Below are 20665 nucleotides of genomic sequence, written 5' to 3'. Positions count from 1 at the left end.
GTCCGTGACGAGGTGTGTCTGCGCGCTCATCACCTTGGGCATCGCGCTGTTGCCGCGGCATGCATGGGCCGCAACCGGGCTCGACGGTGCGACGATGCGCTGGCCCTATGCGCTGCCCTTTGGCGGCCTTTTGCTGTCGATCGCACTGGGGCCGCTGCTGTTTCCAAAGTTCTGGCACCACCATTACGGCAAGATCGCCGCGGCCTGGTCACTGCTGGCGCTCGGCTCGCTCGTCTGGTTCGCTGGCGGCATGGCGACGCTCGCCGCGTTCGTCCACGCCATGCTCGCCGAATATTTCGGCTTCATCGTGCTGCTGTTCTCGCTCTATGTCGTGGGGGGCGGCATTCTCATCAGCGGCGACATCAAGGGTACGCCGGCGGCCAATACCGGCATCCTCGCGCTCGGTACGCTGATGGCGAGCGTCGTCGGCACCACGGGGGCCGCCATGATCTTGATCCGTCCGCTGATCCGCGCCAATCGGGCGCGGCGCTATAACGCCCACATCGTCGTCTTTTTTATCATCCTGGTCGCCAATGTCGGCGGCGCACTGAGTCCGCTCGGCGATCCGCCGCTGTTCGTCGGCTTCCTGCATGGCGTCGACTTCTTCTGGACAACGCGGACCATCTGGTTCCAGACGGCGATCGTTGCTGGACTATTGCTCGCCATCTTTGTTGTCGTCGACGCCTGGCGCTTCCGCAGGGAGCCGTTGTTTGCCGACGTAGGGCCGGCGGAGCCGCTGCGGATCCGCGGGCTGATCAATCTGCCGCTGATCGCGATGATCGTCGCCAGCCTGCTCGCCTCGGCGATGTGGAAGCCCGGCATCGCCTTCGACATCCTCGGAACGAAGCTGGAGCTGGAAAGCCTGGCCCGCAATGTGGTGCTGCTGGCCATTGCCGCCCTGTCGGTCTGGCTAACGCCGGACGAGCACAGACACGCCAACGGCTTCACCTGGGAGCCGATCCGCGAGGTCGCAAAGCTGTTCGCCGCCATCTTTGTCGCCATCATCCCGGTGCTGGCCATGCTCGACGCGGGCCACCACGGCGCCTTCGCCTGGCTGCTGTCGGCGGTGACGGCGCCAGACGGGGCGCCGCGCGAGGTCGCGTATTTCTGGTTCACCGGCCTGACGTCGGCCTTCCTCGACAACGCGCCGACCTACCTGCTGTTCTTCGAACTCGCCGGCGGCGACCCGCAGGTGCTGATGGGCGAGCTCTCGGGCACGCTTGCTTCGATCTCGATGGGGGCCGTCTACATGGGGGCACTCACTTATATCGGCAACGCGCCGAATTTCATGGTGAGCAGCATCGCAAGCGAGAGCGGCATCGAGATGCCGAGCTTCTTCGGTTATCTCCTGCGCGCCGGCGCCGTGCTGATCCCGCTGTTTTTGCTGCTGACCCTGCTGCCTGTCGCGCCGATCCTGCACTGGCATTGAATCTGCCTGCCAATTTGCTACTGCTCCTATCGAACAATTGGAGCCGGTGGATGAGCGCGCATAGCCCGATGCCCCAGTCAGCCTGGATCTTTCCGGCGCTGGCCGTGCTGCTGTTCATGGCCGTCGGCGCGACGGACTATGTATTCACGCTCTCGCTGGGCGGACTTGTCTTCGCGACCGTCCTGCTCGTCATCCTGTTCGGCACGGTGTTCGCCGCTGTCCATCATGCCGAGGTGATCGCCGAACGGGTCGGCGAGCCCTATGGAACGCTGGTGCTGACGCTCTCGGTTACCATCATCGAGGTAGCGTTGATCACCACGATCATGTTAGGAGCCAAGCCCGCCCCGCAACTGGCGCGCGACACCGTGTTCGCCGTGGTCATGATCGTCTGCAACGGCCTCGTCGGGCTCTGCATCTTCATCGGCGGTCTGCGCTATCGCGAGCAGGGCTTTCAGCTCTCCGGCGCCAACGTCTATCTGAGCGTACTGTTCGCGCTCGCGACCATCACGCTGATCATGCCGAACTACACGACCACCACGCCGGGCCCGGCCTATTCGGCGGTCCAGCTCGGCTTTGTCGACGTTGTTACGCTCGCGCTCTACGGGGTGTTCCTCTATACCCAGACCGTTCTGCACAAGGACTATTTCGTCCACGAGCGGACAGACGGCGAGGGTGCGGGCGCCCATCTCTCGGGCCGGATATTTTGGCTGAGCGTTGCTTTGCTGCTTGTCTCGCTGCTGGCGGTGGTGCTGCTCGCGAAGAAATTCTCGCTGGTTGTCGATGCGGTCGGCGCCAAGATCGGTGCGCCGCCGGCCTTTGCCGGCCTGCTCGTTGCAGTTCTGATCCTGTTGCCGGAAGGTGTCGCGGCCGTCTCGGCGGCCCGCAAGAACGATCTGCAGAAGAGCATCAACCTTGCGCTCGGGTCGTCTCTGGCCACCATCGGGCTGACCATCCCAGCCGTCGGCGTTGCCACCTACGCGTTCGACAAGGAGCTCGAGCTTGGACTCAACGAGCAGGGGATTGTCCTGCTGGCGCTGACCTTCTTTCTGAGCATGCTGACCTTCGGCACGGGCAGAACCAACGTCCTGTTCGGGCTGGTGCATTTGGTGGTATTTGCCGTCTACGTGTTCATGGTCTTCGTCCCCTAGAGCGGAATGAGATCGAATCGTCATCGCGTTTAGGCACGGTTGCGTCCCAGGAGAATTCCAATGCTTGCCGCCAAATCCGAGGTTCAGATCGACAACGAGGAGGTCCGGGTCACCGAGTGGCGGCTGGCGCCGGGCAGCGCGACCGGGCATCACACCCACGGGATGGACTACGTGATCGTTCCCGTCGTCGCCGCCGAAATGACCATCGTGGCGCCCGGCGGCGAACGCTCCAAGGCGCAGCTTGCTGCCGGAAAATCCTATTTTCGCAAGGCCGGCGTCCAACATGATGTGCTTAACGAAACCTCAACCGAGATCGTGTTCCTTGAGATCGAGCTGAAGCCGTAAGTCCGGCGTTACTATTTGCCATCGATCGGTCGCAGTTGATCCCTTACTATGCCTCAAAGTTCCCGCATCAGATCGCGGGGAGTGGCCGGAATGCTGAAATACATCGCTAAAATTTCGATGGACATCTTCCCCTCGGTGCTCGCGACGATCATCGGGGCGTACATCGTTAATCATTACATCAATGCCAAGCCGGCGGCGGATGCGCCTGCGGCTGTGGTGGCGCCCGCCCAAGCCGGCAAGAATGGCAAGCCCGCCGATGTCGCCAACCTCCCGGCGCCGGGTGTCAAGGCCAAGGGCATCTCCGAGAAGAGCGTGACGGACAAGCCGGCGGCCGAGAAGCCCGCCGATCACCCGGCGGCCGAGACCAAGGCTGCGGACTCCAAAGCTGCTGATTCCAAGGACTCGAAGGCTGCCGAGTCCAAGACTGCGGACGTAACACCGGCCGAGACCGCGCCGGCCGGCCCGCGCGGCCGGCCTTCGGCGCGTGAGAAGGCCGCCGCCGCCAAGTCCACCCCGGCTGTTGCCGCTCCCGTGACCGCCGCTCCGGTGGTCGAGGCCAGTTCGGCGCCGGTTGCAGCCTCGCCAGCCGCTAGCCCCGACGCCAACGATCTCGTCCGTGCCGCGATCGAGCGTTTGCGCAAGTCCTCTGAGAGCAAGTCGCCTGAGACCAAGTCTGCCGACAAGTCGCCGGAGCTAGCGCCGCAGGAAGCTAGCCGCGCACCGGAAGCGGGACCCCGCGTCCAGGAAGCGCCGCGCGTCGTGACCGCGGCGCCGTCGATGGTGCGCCCGCTGCCGCCGCCGATCACGGTGTCGACACCGCAAGCCGAGACCTATGCCAACGGACCGTCGCCGGCGAGCCCGCCCTACACGGCCTCGGTCGATAACGACAATGTCAACCGCCTGACGCCGCCGGCTGACATCCCCGTCCCGATGATTGCGCCGCCGCTCGACCTGCGCGCGGACGCAGGCGGCCCGATGGTGCGGCCCAAGACCAATGTCGCCGACGAAATGTTGTCCGGCGTCAAGTCGATGTTCCACGCCGTTATTCCGAAGAGCATCACCCCGGATTAATAAGACGCCTGCGTTGCGCTCGATCGCCCCTCAGCCGCCGACGCGGGCAAGGCCGCTGCGCGCGGCGTCGTCGCGCGGACGAAGCGAGACAGCCTTGGTGTAGGACGCCGCCGCCTTGGTCCTGTCGCCCAGCCGCTCATAGACCTGCCCTCGTGTCGTCCAGATCTGGGCATTGTGCGGCTCGGCCTCCGAAGCCTCGTCAAGGTCGGCCGCAGCCTCCTTGACCTTGCCGACGGCGAGATAGCTGACGGCGCGGCCAAGCAGCGGCTCAGCCTTCTGTGGGTTGAGCCCGTTTGCCGCACCGAAATCGGCGATCGCAAGCTCGTGCTCGTTGCTGCCCTGGTAGATTAGGGCCCGGCCATAGAGAGCCTGTGCGTTGTAGGGATCGAGCGCGACAGCGCGATTGAACTCGTCGAGTGCCGCGACTGCATCTCCGGACTTCGCCAGGGCCTGGCCTTTGGCCGTACGGCTTTGCGCTTCGTTGACACTGCCGGCACTGACAGCGCTTTCGGTGGCCACTGCCTTGGGCGCTTCCTGAGGCTTCTCCTTTTCCGGCATCAGCGAGCCCAGGTCGAAGGAGCAGCCACAGAGCGCGATTGACACCAGAGCCAGCGTGAACGGTCGCTGCCAGGTTCGGCATGCGCGTCCCAGGCTGAGCTCAGGGAAAGGGAGGGCCATCTACGGTTGGCTCGCGCTGGTGCCGCATCGGTAGTGCCCCGTCCCAGAAAAGGCACCTCTACAAAACAATAACGCGGGCCCGGGGCCCGCGTCATCGAAAACTCAGTCTTGTAAATTCGGCAAGATCAGCGGGGTCCGCGCGGACCGGCACCCGGGCCACTACGGCCGCCGGCAGCACCACGATCGCCGCCGGGACCCGCGCCGAACACCGGCTTCGGCTTCATCGGCAACAGGCCTTCACGCTGCAGCTTCTTGCGGGCGAGCTTGCGCGCGCGGCGCACGGCTTCGGCCTTTTCGCGGGCCTTCTTCTCGGAGGGCTTTTCGTAGTGACCGCGGAGCTTCATCTCGCGGAAAATGCCCTCGCGCTGCATCTTCTTCTTCAGCGCCTTGAGAGCTTGGTCGACATTGTTATCGCGGACGAGAACCTGCACGCGGCATCCTCTTTGGTGGATCGGATTTGAATTCTGGTAAGTCTAAGGGGATGGCAAAGCGCAAGCCCTTAACCTTGAGGGCGCGGATGTATCAGACAAAACCTGACATGTCCACCTGCGAAGCGGTCTATCGGGCCAAGTTATGCCATTAAATGGGGCGAAAACTCCGCCTTGCGGTCGCATTTTGGGTGATTTGGTGCCAAAAGGCGGGCCGTTTTCCGGAAGTTGATCCGGAAAATCTGGAAATTTGGGGAGACGTCACATGGACATGAAGAAATGTGCCGCCGAGGCCATCGGTACCTTCTGGCTCACATTCGCAGGCTGCGGCAGCGCCGTGATCGCGGCCGCCCTTCCGCAGGTCGGCATCGGCTTGGTCGGCGTGTCCCTCGCGTTCGGCCTGAGCGTCGTTACCATGGCCTATGCGATCGGCCATATCTCGGGCTGCCATCTCAACCCGGCCGTCACGGTCGGCCTTGCAGCTGGCGGACGCTTTCCAACTGGGCAGATCCTGCCCTACGTGATTGCGCAGGTGGCTGGCGCGATCGTGGCCGCGTGGCTGCTCTACGTCATCGCAAGCGGGGCTCCCGGGTTCGACGTCACCAAGGGCTTCGCATCGAACGGCTACGACGCGCATTCACCCGGTCAATACAGCATGATCGTGTGCTTCATCACCGAGGTGGTGATGACCATGATGTTCCTGTTCGTCATCATGGGCGCGACTCATGGCCGCGCGCCCGCCGGTTTTGCGCCACTCGCGATCGGGCTCGCGCTGGTGATGATCCATCTCGTCAGCATTCCCGTCACCAACACGTCGGTAAACCCGGCGCGCAGCACGGGACCGGCCCTGTTTGTCGGCGGCTGGGCGCTGGCTCAGCTCTGGCTGTTCTGGGTCGCACCGCTGATCGGTGGCGCGCTGGGCGGCGTGATCTATCGCTGGCTGAGCGAAGAGCCCACCGGCGTCGTCGCGGGCGCGAAGACGGCGTGATCGGAGAGCGGGATCGCAGGCAATCGCCGCGGTCCCGTTACTTGCCCGTTGCCGGCTTGACTTCGGTGACGTGGCCCATCTTGCGGCCGGGGCGCGGCGCGCCCTTGCCGTAGATGTGGACGGTCGCGCCCGGGGCGGTCAGCCATCTCTCGTAATCGTTGATCTCGTCGCCGATCAGATTGGTCATGGTGACAACCTCGCCGTGGCGCACAGGCCTGCCGAGCGGCCAGCCGGCAATGGCACGGATGTGCTGCTCGAACTGGGAGACAGACGCGCCGTCCAGCGTCCAGTGTCCGGAATTGTGCACGCGCGGGGCGATCTCGTTGACCAGCACCTTCGGTCCGGTGCCATTGGCGAGAACGAACATCTCGACGGCGAGCACGCCGACATAGTCCAGTGCGTTTGCGATTTTACCTGCGATGCTGCGGGCTTCCTCCGCCAGCGGATCCGGAATCGACGCGGGCGCCCGCGACACTTTCAGGATGTGGTCGCGATGCTCGTTCTCGGTGACGTCGAAACACTCGACCTGGCCCGCGGCCGAGCGCGCGGCAATCACAGAAATCTCGCGCTCGAACGGCACGAAGGCTTCCAGGATGGCCTGCTTGGTACCGAGGCTGGTCCAGATCCTGGCGATGTCGTCGCCCTGGCGGATGATGGCCTGGCCTTTGCCATCGTAGCCAAAGCGGCGGGTCTTCAGCACGGCCGGGAGTCCGATCCGGACGATTGCCTCGCGTAACGAAGCGACGGACGTGACGTCGGCATAAGCAGCGGTGCCGATGCCGAGCCGCGTCACGAAATCCTTCTCGGCGAGCCGGTCCTGGGTGGTCTCGAGGACCTTGCGGTTGGGCAGAACCGGGCGGCGCGCATCCAGCACCATCGCGGCGGCCGCCGGCACGTTCTCGAACTCGTAGGTGATGACGTCGACGTCGTTGGCGAACATCTCCAGCGCCTCGACATCGGCATATTCGGCGCAGGTTGCGTTCAGCACGACGTCGAAGGCCGGCGAATCCGGGTCGGGTGAGAACACCTGGCAGCGCAGGCCGAGCCGTGCCGCCGACATTGCCAGCATCCGGCCGAGCTGTCCGCCGCCGAGGATTCCGATGGTGTCGCCGGGCTTCAGCTTCACCGGTCTGGTGTCCGTCACGCCCTGTCCTCCGGGCGTTCGGCAACCGCCTCGGTCTGCGCCTTGCGCCAGGCTGCAAGGCGATCGGACAGGGCCGGGTCGGACAGTGCCAGCACGCTTGCGGCGAGCAGCGCCGCGTTGATCGCGCCCGCCTTGCCGATGGCGAGGGTGCCGACCGGGACGCCGGCGGGCATCTGGACGATCGAGTACAGCGAATCCAGGCCCTTGAGGGTCCTGGATTCGATGGGAACGCCGAAGACGGGGAGTTCCGTCAGCGCTGCAGCCATGCCGGGCAGATGCGCGGCGCCGCCGGCGCCGGCAATGATGACCTTGTAACCCGCCGCCTTGGCGCCCTTGGCGAAAGCGAACAGCCGATCGGGGGTCCGGTGGGCCGAGACGATGCGGGAGTCGGCGGCGATGCCGAGCGCTGCAAGCGTGTCGGCTGCATGCCGCATTGTCTCCCAGTCCGACTGGCTTCCCATGATAATGGCGATCGGCGCGGTCATGACGTCAATTGTGCTCGGGAAAACGGAAACATAGGCCAGATTAACGGTTCCGGCCGGCGGATCGCAAGGCGGTGGCAAGGAGAAGGGAATGCACTATCCTGTCTTGGTGAATCCCCGCAAGCCTTCATTGAGCAGGATGCCCATGAAGAAACCGAAAAGGGCAAGCGCTGCGAAGGCCAAAAAGGGCCGCAAGACCAGCGCGAACCGATCCAGGACTGCACCCAGGCGTTCCGCCGGGCCGGCCCGTCGCTTCGCGTCGGCCGATGACGGCGCCAAGGCTGCTATCCGCAACCTGCGGAGCAAGCTCAAGGCGGCAATGCTGCGGGTCGCGGAACTCGAGGCGGCCGCCGATACCGATTTCCTGCTCGACATCCCGAACCGGCGCGGCTTCGAACGCGAGCTCAACCGCGCCATTGCCTACATGAAACGTTATCGCGCTAGCGGGGCGCTGATCGTGCTCGACGTGGATCGGCTGAAGCCGGTCAACGATTCCTTCGGCCACGCCGCCGGCGATGAGGTGCTCAAGGCGATTGCGGGAGCACTGAAGCGGCAGATCCGCGCGTCGGACGTGGTCGGCCGGCTCGGCGGCGACGAGTTCGCGCTGCTGTTGTGGAATCTCAGCGAGACCGATGCCAAGGCGAAGGCCGCGATTTTCGAGCAGGCCGTCGACGAATTGTCCTTTGTCTTTCGCGGACAGCGCGTGACTGCGGGCGCTTCCGCCGGCGTCGCGTTGCTCGGCCCGCAATCCGATGCGGCTCGTGCGCTGGAGCAGGCCGACGCCGCCATGTATGTCCGCAAGGCGCACCGGCGGCATGAGCCGCACGTCAGGCTCGTCGGCAACTAGAGCATGATCCGGACCCGAAGGGCCGCGTTAGCGCAAAGTGTGCAGCGGTTTTCCCTCGCGACAAACGCGGAACGCGTTTGCGCGGAGATCATGCTCGAACAAAATGAATCAAAGCGTGGCGAGATCTTGCGGCACGTTGCCGAATTTGCGCAACAGCGTTGCGTCACCGAATTCGCCGGTCATGGGATTGCCGCTGCGGCTGAATGCGACTGCGCCGATGTGGCCGGCACCGCGCGCCAGGATCTCGGCGCGCCGCAGCGCTGCGGCCGAGGATTGACATTCCTCAGCCGCACCCGCGACCGGCGATCCGTCGGCATCCATCAAAAAGGGCATTGCAACGTAATAGGTCACGTCCGACATGGCGTTGCTCCAGGGGGTGAACTCAGGCGGCGCTGCTCTTGCTCCGCATCTTGCTGCGTGAAGTCTCCGGAATGCAGCCGGCCGAGATCGCCGCCTGCAACTCCTCGAGTTCGGCCTCCAGATATTCGTTGGCCATGATCAGCGCCTTGATGGTGCTGCGCAGATTGCCGTCGCACATCGCGATCGCCTGATCGCAGGCTTGTTCGTAATGGCTGTTGTCGAAAAGGGCGGTTGCCGACATGCGCGTTGTCCTTGGGCGTTTGCTGGGCGGTTTTCTGGGGCATCAGGGTCTGTAAATGTTCCTTTTTTGTTCTTTTCGAGTCAAGCGGATTCAAATGCTGCGAAGCGCCCCCGGAACGATGGCTGTGGATCAGGCGATGATGTCGGGCGTGATCTGGTCTTCGATGAACGCGATGCGATCTCGCAACAGCAGCTTGCGTTTCTTCAATCGCTGTAACCGCAATAGGTCAGGGGCAGGCGATTGATGCAGTGCATCGATCGCCGCATCGAGATCTCGGTGTTCCTGCTGCAACCGGGCGAGCTCGGCTTCGAGCTCGCGCTCGTCTTCATGGGTCATGTCTGCGGTGGCCGAAAACCGATAGGCTGAGATTAAGGCTGTGGATGCCCTGTGGAAATTATCGTCCTTGCGCCGCGTGACCGCAAGCGATCTCGGATCGTGGCTTACGGATCTACCGCAAGTTATTTCCCTGGATCGCAACGGCGCCGCGCAGACGCATTGATATCACGGATTTTTCCGCCGCGGTTCCCTTACTCACGCTTCGTTACATATGAATTTTCAAAAATGACACTGCGATGATGGATACCCATCGACAGAACGAATCGGTGATGTACACTTGCTCGTCCGGATCGAATCCAAGGTTGCCCCTACCGAGGAGGTTTCGAATGACAATTCAGGCACATCTGGTTGAATTGGAACGGAAGCATAAAACTCTCGAAAACGAATTGCACGAAGCTCTCGTGCACCTTTCAACAGACGACCTGCGAATTGTTGAGTTGAAGCGCCGGAAGCTGATGGTCAAGGACCAGATCGAGCGATTGAAGCAGAACGAAACGCTTCACTAGTGACCCCCGTAACAGCGTAGAGTTGATCCTACCCTTTCACGCAGGGATGAGAGCTTTTGCGCTCGTCCCTGCGTAAGGCTGCGTCGTATAGACTTGTTTGCGCTAGAGTCCCGCGAACTCGGCGACGTGATCCGCGATTGCGAGCGATGACGTCAGCCCCGGCGATTCGATGCCGAACAGATTGATCAGGCCTTCGACCCCATGATCGCGCGGGCCCTGCATCAGGAAATCCTGCGTGGCGACGGCCGGCGGCACAATCTTCGGACGAATGCCCGAATAGCTCGGCAGCAGCGCGCCATCGGGCAGCGTCGGCCAGTATTTGCGGATCGCCGGATAGAAGCGCTCGGCGCGCGAGGGATCGACCGCGTAGTCGATCGTCTCGATCCATTCGACGTCCGGGCCGAAACGCGCCTGGCCTGCCAGGTCCAGCGTCAGATGCACACCGAGCCCGCCCGGTTCGGGTACCGGATAGATCAGGCGCGAGAACGGCGCCTTGGCGTTGCAGCTGAAGTAATTTCCCTTGGCGAGGTAGGCCGGCGGAATCCGGTCCAGCGGCATGCCGTCGATGTTGCGCGCCACCGTCGTCGCCGAGAGACCTGCGGCGTTGACGAGCAGGCCGCATTGCAGCGTCATCGGCGATTCGCCGCCGGCGTCGATCTCGATGACGCCGCCCGTCGCCTTGGCGCGGATCATCGGCGTGCGAAACGCAAAGGCTGCGCCCGCCGCCTCGGCCTCGCCGCGCAGCGATAGCATGTAGGCGTGGCTGTCGATGATGCCCGTTGAAGGCGAGAGCAGCGCGGCGTCGCAGGCAAGCGCCGGCTCCAGCGCGCGCGCGGCCTCGCCGGAGAGCAGCTGCATGTCGAGTACGCCATTGGCCTCGGCATGCGTCTTGATCGATTGCAGCTTCTCGGTTTCCCTTGCACTGGTGGCGACGATCAGCTTGCCGCAATTCCTGTGGGGGATCCCGCGCTCGGCGCAGTAGCGGTAGAGGGCGTGCTTGCCGCTGACGCACATGCGCGCCATCCAGCTTCCGGCGCGGTAGTAGATGCCGGCGTGGATCACTTCGCTGTTGCGCGAGGAGGTGACGGTGCCGATGGCTTCGGCCACCTCGAGCACGATCACCTCGCGGCCTGCCTGCGCCAGCTTTCGCGCCACAGCGAGCCCGATCACGCCGGCTCCGATGACGACGCAGTCGACCCTATCCATGGTTGTACGAGATGTCCGCTGGAACCGTCGATGGCATCGGAGCCCGAAGGCGGCCGCCAACGCCGTTTTCCGTTAACGAGGCATTTATCATGTCAGGGCAATTGTCGTATTTGATGTTACATTTTTCTGTTGCGCGTACAGGCGTTTACTCGATCCAAACCCGTGAAGCCAGACAATCCCGTGCTGAAATCGCGGGTGGCTGATGGCTGAGAAGAACTGGCACGTGGGCAGCACGCTTCCGATTGCTGTGCAGGCCCTCGTGTGCCTGGCCAGCGCGGTCGCGCCGGCGCGCGCCTCTTCTCTGCTCGAAGAGCTTGCTCCGGTGAGCCATCTCGGTAGGCTTGAGCCCAGTCTGGTCTGGGAAGCCTTGATCGGAGTAATCGCGGTCTGCTCGCTGCTGGCGGCGATCGCGCTGTGGATCCATTCCGCGGTGGGCCGGGCCAAGCGGTCGCAATTGCGGCGCAACGCCTTCGTCTCCTCCGCCATGAACAGTTTGAACCAGGGCGTGGTGATGACGGATGCGCAGCGGCGCATCATCTTCTGCAACGACCGCTATCTTGAGATCTACGGCCTGTCGCGGTCGGATCTTTGGGCCAACATGGACGGCCACGACCTGCTCAAGCTGCGGCGCGACCGCGGCGTCCTTGGTGTCTCCGACGACGAGTTCTACGAGAAGGCGGCAAGCCTGAACGGCCTGATCACCGAACTGCCGGACGGGCGGGCCATCCTGGTGAAATATTTCGTGCTGCCCAACGGCGGCTCGGTGGCGACACATCTCGACGTCAGCGAGCAGCGCCGGCTGTCGCGGCAGCTCGCGTCTACCAAGCAGTTTCTGGAAACGGTGCTGGACAACGTGCCGGCCTGCGTTGCCGCAAAGACCATCGAGGACGGCCGCTACATCTTTGCCAACAGCGCCTATGAGCGGTTCTGGGGCTTCTCGCGGGACTATGTCGCCGGCAAGAATGCGCGCGAGTTGTTCGCGCCGGTCTCGGCGGCCAGCATCGAGGCGACCGACCAGGCGGCGCTCAACGCGCCGGACGGTCAGTTCCGCAATGAGTTCGAGGTCGAGCGCGGCGCGACCCGGCGCATGGTTGCCTCGATCCGGATCGTGGTCCGCAACGAGAACAACCAGCCCGAATTCCTGCTGCTGGTGTTCGAGGACATCACCGACCGGCGCTCGCTGTCGCAGGAGCTGGAGAGCACCAAGAAGTTCCTCGAGCTCGTGGTTGACAATATCCCGGTGGCGCTGATCGTGGAGGAGGTCAAGGACGGCCGCTACCTGCTCGCCAACCGCAGCGCCGAAACGATCCTCAACCGCAGGCGCGAAGAAGCCACCGGCCTGACCGCCGCCGATATCTTCAATCCCAAGGAAGCCAAGCTGATCATCGCGCGCGACGAGGCTGCCATCAAGAAGCGCGGGATGATCACCGAGGAGCACCCGATCTCCACCAAGGACGGATTGCGCTTGTTCCTCACCCGCCGCGCCACCGTGCTTGGCGATACCGGCGAGCCGCAATATCTGATCAAGACCCACGAGGACGTCACCGACCGGCGGCAGACCGAATCGCGCATGGCGCACATGGCCTATCATGACGGCCTGACCGACCTGCCGAACCGCGCGGCCTTCCTACAGGCCCTGACCCAGATGATCGAAGCCTGCGAGGGCACCAGCGAGGAGTTTGCCGTCCTCTGCGTCGATCTCGATGGACTGAAGGAGGTTAACGACGTCTTCGGCCATGCGCTCGGCGACAAGCTCTTGGTCGAGGTGGCGCAGCGGCTCCAGGATGCCGCGCGCGGCGGCGTTGTGGCGCGCCTGTCCGGCGACGAGTTCGGCCTTATCATCGACGGCAAGCAGCCGGAGACGGGCCTTGCGCTGGCGCAACAGCTCGGCGATGCCGTCGCCCGGGAATTCCAGATCGACGGTCGCGCGGTCCGCGCCGGCGTCACCACCGGCATGTCGATCTTCCCGCATAATGGCGCCGATGGCGCCTCGCTGCTCGCCAATGCGGGTGCCGCGCTGTTCCGGGCAAAGCAGAAGTCACGCGGCACGATCAGCCTCTACCAGCCGGAGATGGACCAGCAGATCCGCGACCGCCGCGTGCTGCACCAGGACCTGTCCATGGCGATCAGGAATGGTGAGCTGTCGCTCGCCTTCCAGCCGCAGGCGATCGCCGGGCATAGCGTCGCCGAAAGCGAGATCATCGGCTTCGAGGCGCTGGCGCGCTGGCAGCATCCGGTGCGTGGCCAGGTCTCGCCGGCTGAGTTCATCCCCATCGCGGAGGAGAGCGGCCTGATCGTCGAGATGGGCGAATGGATTCTTCGTCAGGTCTGCCGGGAGGCGGCGTCGTGGCCGAAGCCGCTCCAGGTCGCGGTCAATCTGTCGCCGGCGCAGTTCATGCACGGCGATGTGGTCGGGCTGGTCCATTCGATCCTGCTCGAGACCGGGCTCGCGCCTGGCCGGCTCGAGCTCGAAATCACCGAGGGCGTTCTGATCGAGGATTTCGATCGCGGTCTGGCGCTGCTGCGCCGGCTGAAGGCGCTCGGCGTGCGTATCTCCATGGATGATTTCGGCAGCGGCTATTCCTCGCTGAGCTACCTGCAAGCGTTCCCGTTCGACAAGATCAAGATCGATCGCGCCTTTGTCATCAATCTCGGGCGCAACCCGCAATCGGCGGCGATCGTGCGCGCCGTGATTGATCTCGGCCACGGCCTTGAAATGTCGATCATCGCGGAGGGCGTCGAGACGCTCGACCAGCTGACCTTCCTCGCCAAGGAGGGCTGCGACGGCGTCCAGGGTTATCTGCTCGGCAAGCCGTTGCCGATCGGGCAATATGCCGGCCTCGTCGGCCGCGCCGAGACCATGGAGCTTGCGCTCAAGACCGGCTAGCTTGTTTTCAAGCGAAGTGGATTTTGGGTCGCGTCAAGAAAACGCGTCAAAACGAGAATCTTGAGCCCCGTCCCGATTTCATCGGAACGGAAATGGCCCTAGTGATGGCGGGCGCTTAGTTTCGCTCCTCTCGACGGCTTCATGGCGGATTACGACCTCGCGATCATCGGCGGCGGGCTGAACGGTGTCAGCCTCGCGCGCGATGCCGCCGGCCGCGGCCTGCGGGTCATCCTGGTCGAACAGGGCGATCTCGGCGGCGCCGCCTCGTCGGCGACGCCGCGGCTGGTCCACGGCGATCTGTCGGTGCTGGAACGGCGGGGCTTCTGGCGGGTGCGCCGGGCACTGGCCGAGCGACGGATCTGGCTCAGAATCGCGCCGCATCTGGTCAGGCCGATGCGCTTCGTGATCCCGGCTCATTCGGACGAGCGTCCGCCGTGGCTGCTGCGCGCCGGCCTGTTCGTCTATGATAGCCTCACGCACCGGGGCGGCCTGCCAGCAACGACGACCCTCGACATTACGCATCATCCGGTCGGCAACGCCCTGAAGCGTCCGTTCGGGATCGCTTTCGAATATTCGGATTGCGTCGTCGACGATTCCCGCCTGGTGGTGCTCACGGCACTGGATGCCGCCGAACGTGGCGCCGTGATCCGGACCGGAGCGCGCTGCGTGCGCGCCGACCGGACCGATGTCTGGCGGCTTGCCGTGATCGACCGCGGCTATCGCCGGATGATCACGGCGCGCGCGCTGGCCAATGCCACGGGGGCCTGGACCTCGATGGTCGCCGAGACCGTGCTGCGGCAGCCGCAGCCGCCGATGGCGGCCATGCAGATGAGCCAGATTGTCGTGCCGCGGCTGTTTGAGTCCGGGAACGTCTACGTCTTCCAGAACAACGACGGGCGGCTGATCTTCGCCAGTCCGTTTGAACACGACTTTACGCTGATCGGCACCGTCACGCGTGCCTTCACCGGAGACCCTGCGATCGTGGCGATGCCGGGCGCCGACATGGCCTATCTTTGCGAGGCGGCGAGCCGCTATTTCCGTGAACGGGTCGCGCCGGCCGACGTGGTGCGGACCATCGCCGGCGTCAACTTGGTGCCGGCATCGCCGCGGAGGCGGGACGGGACGGCGCAGTTTGACGCGCGCCGGCGCAAGGCGCCGTTGCTCACGATGTTCGGCGGCGACATCACCACCTCGCGCCTGCGCGCGGAGCTTGCAGTGACCAAGCTGACGCCGTTCTATCCGATGTCGCCGCGCTGGACCGCCGGCGCGGCGTTACCTGGCGGAGACTTCGCCTGGGATCGGTTCGATGACGAGGTCGATCTCGCGCGCGACCGCTGGCCGTTTCTGTCCGAGCCGCAGTCTCAGCGGCTGGTTGCAGCCTACGGCTCGCGGCTACCGGCTGTGCTCGGCGAGGCGAAGACCCGCGACGAACTCGGCCCCGGCTTCGGTCCGGAGCTGACCGGTGCAGAGGTGCGCTATCTCATGAAGATGGAATGGGCGCGCTTCCCCGACGATATTCTGTGGCGCCGCTCCAAGCTCGGGCTGACCATGCCCGCCGACGACCGCGACGCGCTGGCCGTATTCATGGCGAATGTAAATGATCCGCCTCGGACCGGTTGAGCAAAGGCCGATCGGCCGCTAGCGTGCGGTGGAATCGGGTTGGCGGGAAACATGGCTGAAGAGTTGCCCAAAATGGAAGCCGCAGCGGGTGTTGCGGATGTGGAGACACATCCGGCGCTCGACCAGCCGTTGCTGCGCATCGAGGGAGCGGCGAAGTCGTTCGGGACGTTCCGGGCCGTGGACGGCGTCTCGCTCGATATCAGGGCCGGCGAGTTCTTTGCGCTGCTTGGTCCGAGCGGCTGCGGCAAGACCACGCTGTTGCGCATGCTCGCCGGCTTCGAGGCACCGGACGAGGGACGCATCCTGCTCGGCGGCAAGAACATCGCGCAGGCGCTGCCGCACGAGCGCCCGATCAACATGATGTTCCAGAGCTATGCGCTGTTTCCGCACCTGTCGGTGCGCGATAACATCGCCTTCGGCCTGAAGCGCGCCGGCATGGCGCGCGCCGACATCGACACGCGCGTTGCGGAGATGACGGCGCTGGTGAAGCTCGAGGGGCTGGAAAAGCGCAAGCCCGACCAGCTCTCCGGCGGCCAGCGCCAGCGCGTGGCGCTGGCGCGTGCACTGGCGCGCCGGCCGCAGCTCCTTCTGCTCGACGAGCCGCTCGCGGCGCTCGACAAGAAGCTGCGCGAGAGCACGCAAGGCGAGCTGATGGCGCTCCAGCGCCGGCTCGGCACGACTTTCATCATCGTCACCCATGACCAGGAGGAAGCGATGACGATGGCGAGCCGGATCGGCGTGATGAACGCCGGCAAGCTCGCCCAGGTCGCGAGTCCCCGCGAACTCTACGAGGCGCCGCGCTCGCGCTGGATCGCGGAGTTCGTCGGTGACGTCAATCTGTTCGACGGCGAGTTCAGGCTGCGCGACGGTCATCGCCTGGTGATCGCCACGCGCGACGCCGGCACGCTGGTGGTGGCCGAGCCGCGCGAGCCCACCGACGGAACAAGATTGTCGGTCGCGATCCGTCCCGAGAAGGTCAAGCTATCTCGCCTTGGCCCGGTGAGCGAGGCCGGCCATGAGACGGCGATCAACCGGCTGGACGGCGTGGTCGCGGACATCTGCTATCTCGGCGGCTCCACCGTCTACAAGGTGAAGCTCGACACGGGTGGCATGGTGCAGGCCTCGGTGGCCAACAGTGCGCGCCTCGACGCCGATGCCTATAGCCTGAACCAGCACGTCGTTGCGTGGTTCACGCCCGACGACTGCGTGGTGCTGCCGCCATGAGCGCGCGCCGCATCTTCGCGCGACCGGCGCGCTTTGCCGCGATCGCGCCTTATGTCTGGATGGTGCTGCTCTTCCTGGTGCCGTTCGGCTTCGTACTCAAGATCAGCCTGTCGCAGACCGCGATTGCGCAGCCGCCTTACGAGCCGGTATTCGACCTGACGGCGGGATGGGCATCGCTTGAGGCTGCCTTTGCCGCGCTGTCGATCGACAATTTCAAGCTGCTGGTCTCCGACGACCTGTATGTCTACGCTTACGTGCGCAGCCTCACGGTTGCCGTCACAGCGACCGCGCTGCTGCTCTTGATCGGCTATCCCATCGCTTACGGCATGGCACGGCTGCCGACCCGCTGGCAGGCAGTGGCGATGGTGCTGGTGATCGTGCCGTTCTGGACTTCGTTCCTGATCCGCATCTACGCCTGGATCAACATCCTCCAGCACGACGGCCTGCTCAATCGGATCCTGCTGGCGCTGCATCTGGTCAGCCAGCCGGTGGTGTGGCTCTCCACCGACAGCGCGATGTATATTGGTATCGTCTATTCCTACCTGCCATTCATGATCCTGCCGCTCTACGCGACGCTCGCCAAGATGGAGCCGGCGCTGGAGGAGGCCGCCAGCGATCTGGGCGCGCCACCCCGGCAGGTATTCTGGCTCGTCACTTTCCCGCTATCGCTGCCGGGCGTCGGCGCCGGCGTGCTGCTCTGCTTCATTCCGATCGTCGGCGAGTTCGTCATTCCCGACCTTCTGGCCGGCTCAAATTCGCTGATGATCGGCCAGACCCTGTGGCTCGAGTTCTTCACCAACAAGGATTGGCCCGTCGCGTCCGCTGCGGCCATCATTCTCCTCGTGGTGCTGTTGGTGCCGCTCCTGCTGTACGAACGGCTGCAGCGCCGGCAACTGGAACAGGGGCGGTGAGGCGATGCGCAAACGCTCCCGCCTGTCCCGCTTCAACATCGCCTCGCTCGCGCTGGGGCTAGGGTTCCTTTATTTGCCGATCCTCATTCTCGTCATCTATTCGTTCAACGCCTCGCGGCTGGTGACGGTGTGGGGCGGCTGGTCGCTGCGCTGGTATCACGAGTTCTTTGGCGACCGCGCCATGATCGAGGCGGCCTGGATGAGCCTCGAGGTCGCGGCCTCCTCCGCGAGCATCGCCACCCTGCTCGGCACGCTGGCCGCCGTCGCGCTGTCGCGCGGCGAGCGCTTTGGCGGCCGCACGCTGTTCTCCGGCATGCTCTATGCGCCGCTGGTGATGCCGGAGGTGATCACCGGACTGTCGCTGCTGCTGCTGTTCGTGGCACTGAACGCCGAGCGCGGCTTCTGGACGGTGACGATTGCGCACACCACACTGACGATGTGCTTCGTAGCGGTGGTCGTGCAGTCCCGCCTCGGCTCGCTCGACCGTTCGCTGGAGGAGGCTGCGATGGACCTCGGCTGCGACCCGGTCCGCGCGTTCGCTGCCGTCACGCTGCCGCTGATCGCGCCCACCATCGTCGCGGGCTGGATGCTGGCTTTCACGCTGTCGCTCGACGATCTCGTGATCGCGAGCTTCACCACCGGCCCCGGTTCGGCGACCTTGCCGATCCGGATCTATTCCGAGGTGCGGCTTGGCGTGAAGCCAGAGATCAACGCGATCTGTACGCTCGTGATCGGCCTGATCGCGATCGTCATCGTTATCGCCTCGCTCGTCTCGAAACTGTCGAGCTCGCAGGGCGAGAGCGCGGCGCCGCTTTAGACCGCGCTGTCATTGCGAGGAGCTCTTACGACGAAGCAATCCAGTCTGTCTCTGCAGAGGTAGTCTGGATTGCTTCGCTTCGCTCGCAATGATGAGCGCTATTTACGACTTCACTGCACCCGCCGTGAGCCCGCCCACCATGTAGCGGCGGAAGGCGTAGTAGATTGCGGCCGGCGGCAGCGCGTAGATGAAGCCGGTCGTCATCAACAGCTCCCAGGGCGAATCGTCGGCGGCGAGGAAGTTGCCGAGCGCGACCGGGAGCGTGATCTCGCGGTCGTTCGAGAGCAGCAGGAACGCGTAGAGATATTCGTTCCAGGCGAGCAGCACCGCATAGGTGCCGATCGCGACCAGCGAGGGCATCATCAGCGGCAGGTAGACCAGGCGGAAGATCTGGAGCGTGGTGGCGCCGTCCATCACCGCGGCCTCGTCGAGCTCGACCGGCAGCTTGTCGGACGCTTGCTTCAGCACCCAGATCGCGTAGGGCGAGGCGATCGTCACCATGGCGAGGATCAGTGCCCAGTGATTGTTGAGCAGGCCGTAATTCCCCATGGTGCGGTACATCGGCACGGCGAGGAACGCCGCGGGGATGAAATAGGTAAACAGCGCAAGGTTCATCACGATGCGCCCGCCGGGCACCTTCAGCCGCGAGATCGAGAACGCCGCCGCGGTGGCGATGAACAGCGTCAGCACGCCGACAGAGGCGGCGATCACCAACGAATTCCAGAACTGAACGTAGAAGTCGCGCAGGAAATAGTGCTGCTGCTTGAACACGATTTCGAAGTTGTGCAGCGTTGGATGATCCGGCCACAGCTTGCCCGAGAACGCGTCCTCCTTCGGAGAGATCGCGAACAGGAACATGTGATAGATCGGAACCATCGTCCAGATGAAGACGGGAATGCCGATCAGCAGCAACCGCGCTTCGGTCGCGACTTCGCGTAGGGTAGGGATCTTCATCGCGACAACCGTTTCATCATGAAGTACACGAGCGGCAGGACGAACGGCATCGCGCAGACGATGGAGGCCATCGCGAGCGAGAGCTGGTCGAGCCTGAGATAGCGGATGCCGAGCGTCGCCAGCACGTGCGTGAGGTCGGCCGGCCCGCCGCCGGTGAGCAGGTAGACGCTGTTGAAGTCTCCCAGCGTCCAGATCATCGAGAGCAGCGTGCAGGTGATGTAGAGCGTCTGCATCGACGGCCAGGTGATGAAGCGGAATTTCTGCCACCAGCTCGCACCGTCGACCTCGGCGGCCTCGAACAGATCGTGCGAGATCGCAAGCCGGCCGGTGATCAGGATCAGCGTCCAGAACGGCAGCGACTTCCAGATGTGCACAGCGATCGCCATGGTCAGCGCCACCGTCGGGTCGTTCAGCCAGTTCGGGCCGTCATCGCCGGTGAAAGAGAAGATGAGGTGGTTGATCACACCCCATTCGGGATTGAGCATGAAGCGCACCGACAAAATGGTCGGGATCGACGGCACCGCCCAGGGCAGGATGAAGATCACCGAAAGCCATTTGATCCAGGTGCGCTGCTGCGCGAAGAAGCCGGACAGGAACAGCGCGATCAGCATCTTGATGTTGATGCCGATGACCAGGAAAATCAGCGTGTTGACCGCGGCGCGCGCGAAGATCGGGTCGTTATAGAGCGCGACATAGTTCGCCGGAGCACGCGCCAGCCAGAGCCCATAGCAGACGGGATAGACGACGAAGGCGAGGAAGACGAGCAGATAGGGCGCGAGCAGCACGATGCCCCAGACCTGCGCCGGGGTCAGCCGCGACGACAAGGGCGGTGAGGGGATCGCATGATCGCCAGAGAGCGTGATCGCCATTCTTTAGGACTCTTCAAAACGAATTGCCGGCCGCGAGAGGCGGCCGGTGGCTGTTCTAGCACCTCTCCCCGCGGAGCGCAGGGCTGTCCCGGGAAAATCACACATAGATGAGCTCCAGCTGGTCGAGAGAGAACCTGGGCTTTGGCTTGCTGGGATTGACTGGCGGAGGCTTGT

22 protein-coding genes are annotated in these 20665 nt (G+C 64.2%); 12 read left to right on the top strand and 10 right to left on the bottom strand.

Features of this window, described 5'->3' with window-relative positions; translation table 11 throughout:
* Window positions 1–4: 4 nt before the first annotated feature.
* The 4 genes from IVA82_RS22170 (at window position 5) to IVA82_RS22155 (ending at window position 3993) form a co-directional block, all read left to right on the top strand.
* The gene (locus IVA82_RS22170) at window positions 5–1429 is read left to right on the top strand and encodes a sodium:proton antiporter (protein ID WP_247390593.1); all 1425 of its coding nucleotides are present in this window, start codon (window positions 5–7) and stop codon (window positions 1427–1429) included.
* A gap of 50 nt (window positions 1430–1479) precedes the next feature.
* Entirely contained in the window at window positions 1480–2577 is a 1098-nt protein-coding gene (locus IVA82_RS22165; protein ID WP_247390591.1) for an ionic transporter y4hA, read from the top strand.
* Between the two features lie 60 nt (window positions 2578–2637).
* Window positions 2638–2922: a cupin domain-containing protein gene (locus tag IVA82_RS22160; RefSeq protein ID WP_027545550.1), complete on the top strand. Its 285-nt coding sequence runs from the start codon at window positions 2638–2640 to the stop codon at window positions 2920–2922.
* Window positions 2923–3012: 90 nt separating this feature from the next.
* Entirely contained in the window at window positions 3013–3993 is a 981-nt protein-coding gene (locus tag IVA82_RS22155; RefSeq protein WP_247390588.1) for a hypothetical protein, read from the top strand.
* 30 nt (window positions 3994–4023) lie between these two features.
* Here the strand turns inward: IVA82_RS22155 and IVA82_RS22150 are convergent, their stop codons facing one another.
* Window positions 4024–4671, bottom strand: a complete 648-nt coding sequence (locus IVA82_RS22150; protein ID WP_247390585.1) for a tetratricopeptide repeat protein — start codon at window positions 4669–4671, stop codon at window positions 4024–4026.
* A 125-nt stretch (window positions 4672–4796) separates the two neighbouring features.
* Window positions 4797–5102: a 30S ribosomal protein S21 gene (gene rpsU, locus IVA82_RS22145; protein ID WP_148742902.1), complete on the bottom strand. Its 306-nt coding sequence runs from the start codon at window positions 5100–5102 to the stop codon at window positions 4797–4799.
* 262 nt (window positions 5103–5364) lie between these two features.
* Here rpsU and aqpZ point away from each other — a divergent pair, with 262 nt between their 5' ends.
* Window positions 5365–6087: an aquaporin Z gene (gene aqpZ, locus IVA82_RS22140; RefSeq protein ID WP_247390584.1), complete on the top strand. Its 723-nt coding sequence runs from the start codon at window positions 5365–5367 to the stop codon at window positions 6085–6087.
* A gap of 37 nt (window positions 6088–6124) precedes the next feature.
* On the opposite strand, the gene IVA82_RS22135 is transcribed toward aqpZ, so the two are convergent.
* Together IVA82_RS22135 and purE are read right to left on the bottom strand one after the other, a co-directional pair.
* The gene (locus IVA82_RS22135) at window positions 6125–7231 is read right to left on the bottom strand and encodes a 5-(carboxyamino)imidazole ribonucleotide synthase (protein WP_247390581.1); all 1107 of its coding nucleotides are present in this window, start codon (window positions 7229–7231) and stop codon (window positions 6125–6127) included.
* Window positions 7228–7716, bottom strand: coding sequence for a 5-(carboxyamino)imidazole ribonucleotide mutase (gene purE / locus IVA82_RS22130; RefSeq protein ID WP_247493525.1), 489 nt, complete (start codon window positions 7714–7716; stop codon window positions 7228–7230). Before purE ends, IVA82_RS22135 begins: the two co-directional genes overlap by 4 nt.
* A gap of 142 nt (window positions 7717–7858) precedes the next feature.
* On the opposite strand from purE, the gene IVA82_RS22125 reads away from it, so the two are divergent.
* The gene (locus IVA82_RS22125; RefSeq protein WP_247390576.1) at window positions 7859–8560 is read left to right on the top strand and encodes a GGDEF domain-containing protein; all 702 of its coding nucleotides are present in this window, start codon (window positions 7859–7861) and stop codon (window positions 8558–8560) included.
* A gap of 108 nt (window positions 8561–8668) precedes the next feature.
* Here the strand turns inward: IVA82_RS22125 and IVA82_RS22120 are convergent, their stop codons facing one another.
* The 3 genes from IVA82_RS22120 to IVA82_RS22110 all read right to left on the bottom strand — a co-directional run bounded on the left by IVA82_RS22120 (window position 8669) and on the right by IVA82_RS22110 (window position 9497).
* Window positions 8669–8920: a hypothetical protein gene (locus IVA82_RS22120; RefSeq protein ID WP_247390573.1), complete on the bottom strand. Its 252-nt coding sequence runs from the start codon at window positions 8918–8920 to the stop codon at window positions 8669–8671.
* A gap of 22 nt (window positions 8921–8942) precedes the next feature.
* On the bottom strand, window positions 8943–9161 hold the full coding sequence (locus IVA82_RS22115) for a hypothetical protein (RefSeq protein WP_129275230.1): 219 nt from the start codon (window positions 9159–9161) through the stop codon (window positions 8943–8945).
* A 129-nt stretch (window positions 9162–9290) separates the two neighbouring features.
* Window positions 9291–9497, bottom strand: coding sequence for a DUF465 domain-containing protein (locus tag IVA82_RS22110; protein WP_027545541.1), 207 nt, complete (start codon window positions 9495–9497; stop codon window positions 9291–9293).
* A gap of 326 nt (window positions 9498–9823) precedes the next feature.
* On the opposite strand from IVA82_RS22110, the gene IVA82_RS22105 reads away from it, so the two are divergent.
* Window positions 9824–10003: a DUF465 domain-containing protein gene (locus tag IVA82_RS22105; RefSeq protein ID WP_187436220.1), complete on the top strand. Its 180-nt coding sequence runs from the start codon at window positions 9824–9826 to the stop codon at window positions 10001–10003.
* A 102-nt stretch (window positions 10004–10105) separates the two neighbouring features.
* Here IVA82_RS22105 and IVA82_RS22100 read toward each other — a convergent pair whose 3' ends face one another.
* Window positions 10106–11209, bottom strand: coding sequence for an NAD(P)/FAD-dependent oxidoreductase (locus IVA82_RS22100; RefSeq protein ID WP_247390572.1), 1104 nt, complete (start codon window positions 11207–11209; stop codon window positions 10106–10108).
* Window positions 11210–11411: 202 nt separating this feature from the next.
* Between IVA82_RS22100 and IVA82_RS22095 the strand changes: the two genes are divergently transcribed.
* The 5 genes from IVA82_RS22095 (at window position 11412) to IVA82_RS22075 (ending at window position 18668) form a co-directional block, all read left to right on the top strand.
* Window positions 11412–14096 carry an EAL domain-containing protein gene (locus IVA82_RS22095; protein ID WP_247390570.1) on the top strand — a complete coding sequence of 895 codons (2685 nt, stop codon included), beginning with the start codon at window positions 11412–11414 and terminating at the stop codon, window positions 14094–14096.
* A 141-nt stretch (window positions 14097–14237) separates the two neighbouring features.
* On the top strand, window positions 14238–15716 hold the full coding sequence (locus IVA82_RS22090; RefSeq protein WP_247390567.1) for a glycerol-3-phosphate dehydrogenase: 1479 nt from the start codon (window positions 14238–14240) through the stop codon (window positions 15714–15716).
* A 51-nt stretch (window positions 15717–15767) separates the two neighbouring features.
* Window positions 15768–16940: an ABC transporter ATP-binding protein gene (locus IVA82_RS22085; RefSeq protein WP_247390565.1), complete on the top strand. Its 1173-nt coding sequence runs from the start codon at window positions 15768–15770 to the stop codon at window positions 16938–16940.
* On the top strand, window positions 16937–17851 hold the full coding sequence (locus tag IVA82_RS22080) for an ABC transporter permease subunit (protein ID WP_247390563.1): 915 nt from the start codon (window positions 16937–16939) through the stop codon (window positions 17849–17851). Before IVA82_RS22085 ends, IVA82_RS22080 begins: the two co-directional genes overlap by 4 nt.
* A gap of 4 nt (window positions 17852–17855) precedes the next feature.
* Window positions 17856–18668, top strand: a complete 813-nt coding sequence (locus IVA82_RS22075; RefSeq protein ID WP_247390561.1) for an ABC transporter permease subunit — start codon at window positions 17856–17858, stop codon at window positions 18666–18668.
* A 102-nt stretch (window positions 18669–18770) separates the two neighbouring features.
* On the opposite strand, the gene IVA82_RS22070 is transcribed toward IVA82_RS22075, so the two are convergent.
* Both IVA82_RS22070 and IVA82_RS22065 read right to left on the bottom strand, forming a co-directional pair.
* The gene (locus IVA82_RS22070) at window positions 18771–19622 is read right to left on the bottom strand and encodes a carbohydrate ABC transporter permease (RefSeq protein ID WP_148742883.1); all 852 of its coding nucleotides are present in this window, start codon (window positions 19620–19622) and stop codon (window positions 18771–18773) included.
* A complete protein-coding gene (locus IVA82_RS22065) occupies window positions 19619–20491 on the bottom strand; it encodes a sugar ABC transporter permease (RefSeq protein ID WP_247390559.1) in 873 nt (290 codons plus the stop codon). Before IVA82_RS22065 ends, IVA82_RS22070 begins: the two co-directional genes overlap by 4 nt.
* Between the last annotated feature and the right edge of the window lie 174 nt (window positions 20492–20665).

Origin of the sequence: Bradyrhizobium sp. 142 (assembly GCF_023074015.1) — a bacterium.
Taxonomy (GTDB): Bacteria; Pseudomonadota; Alphaproteobacteria; order Rhizobiales; family Xanthobacteraceae; genus Bradyrhizobium.
This window is presented reverse-complemented; position numbering and strand designations above follow the sequence as displayed.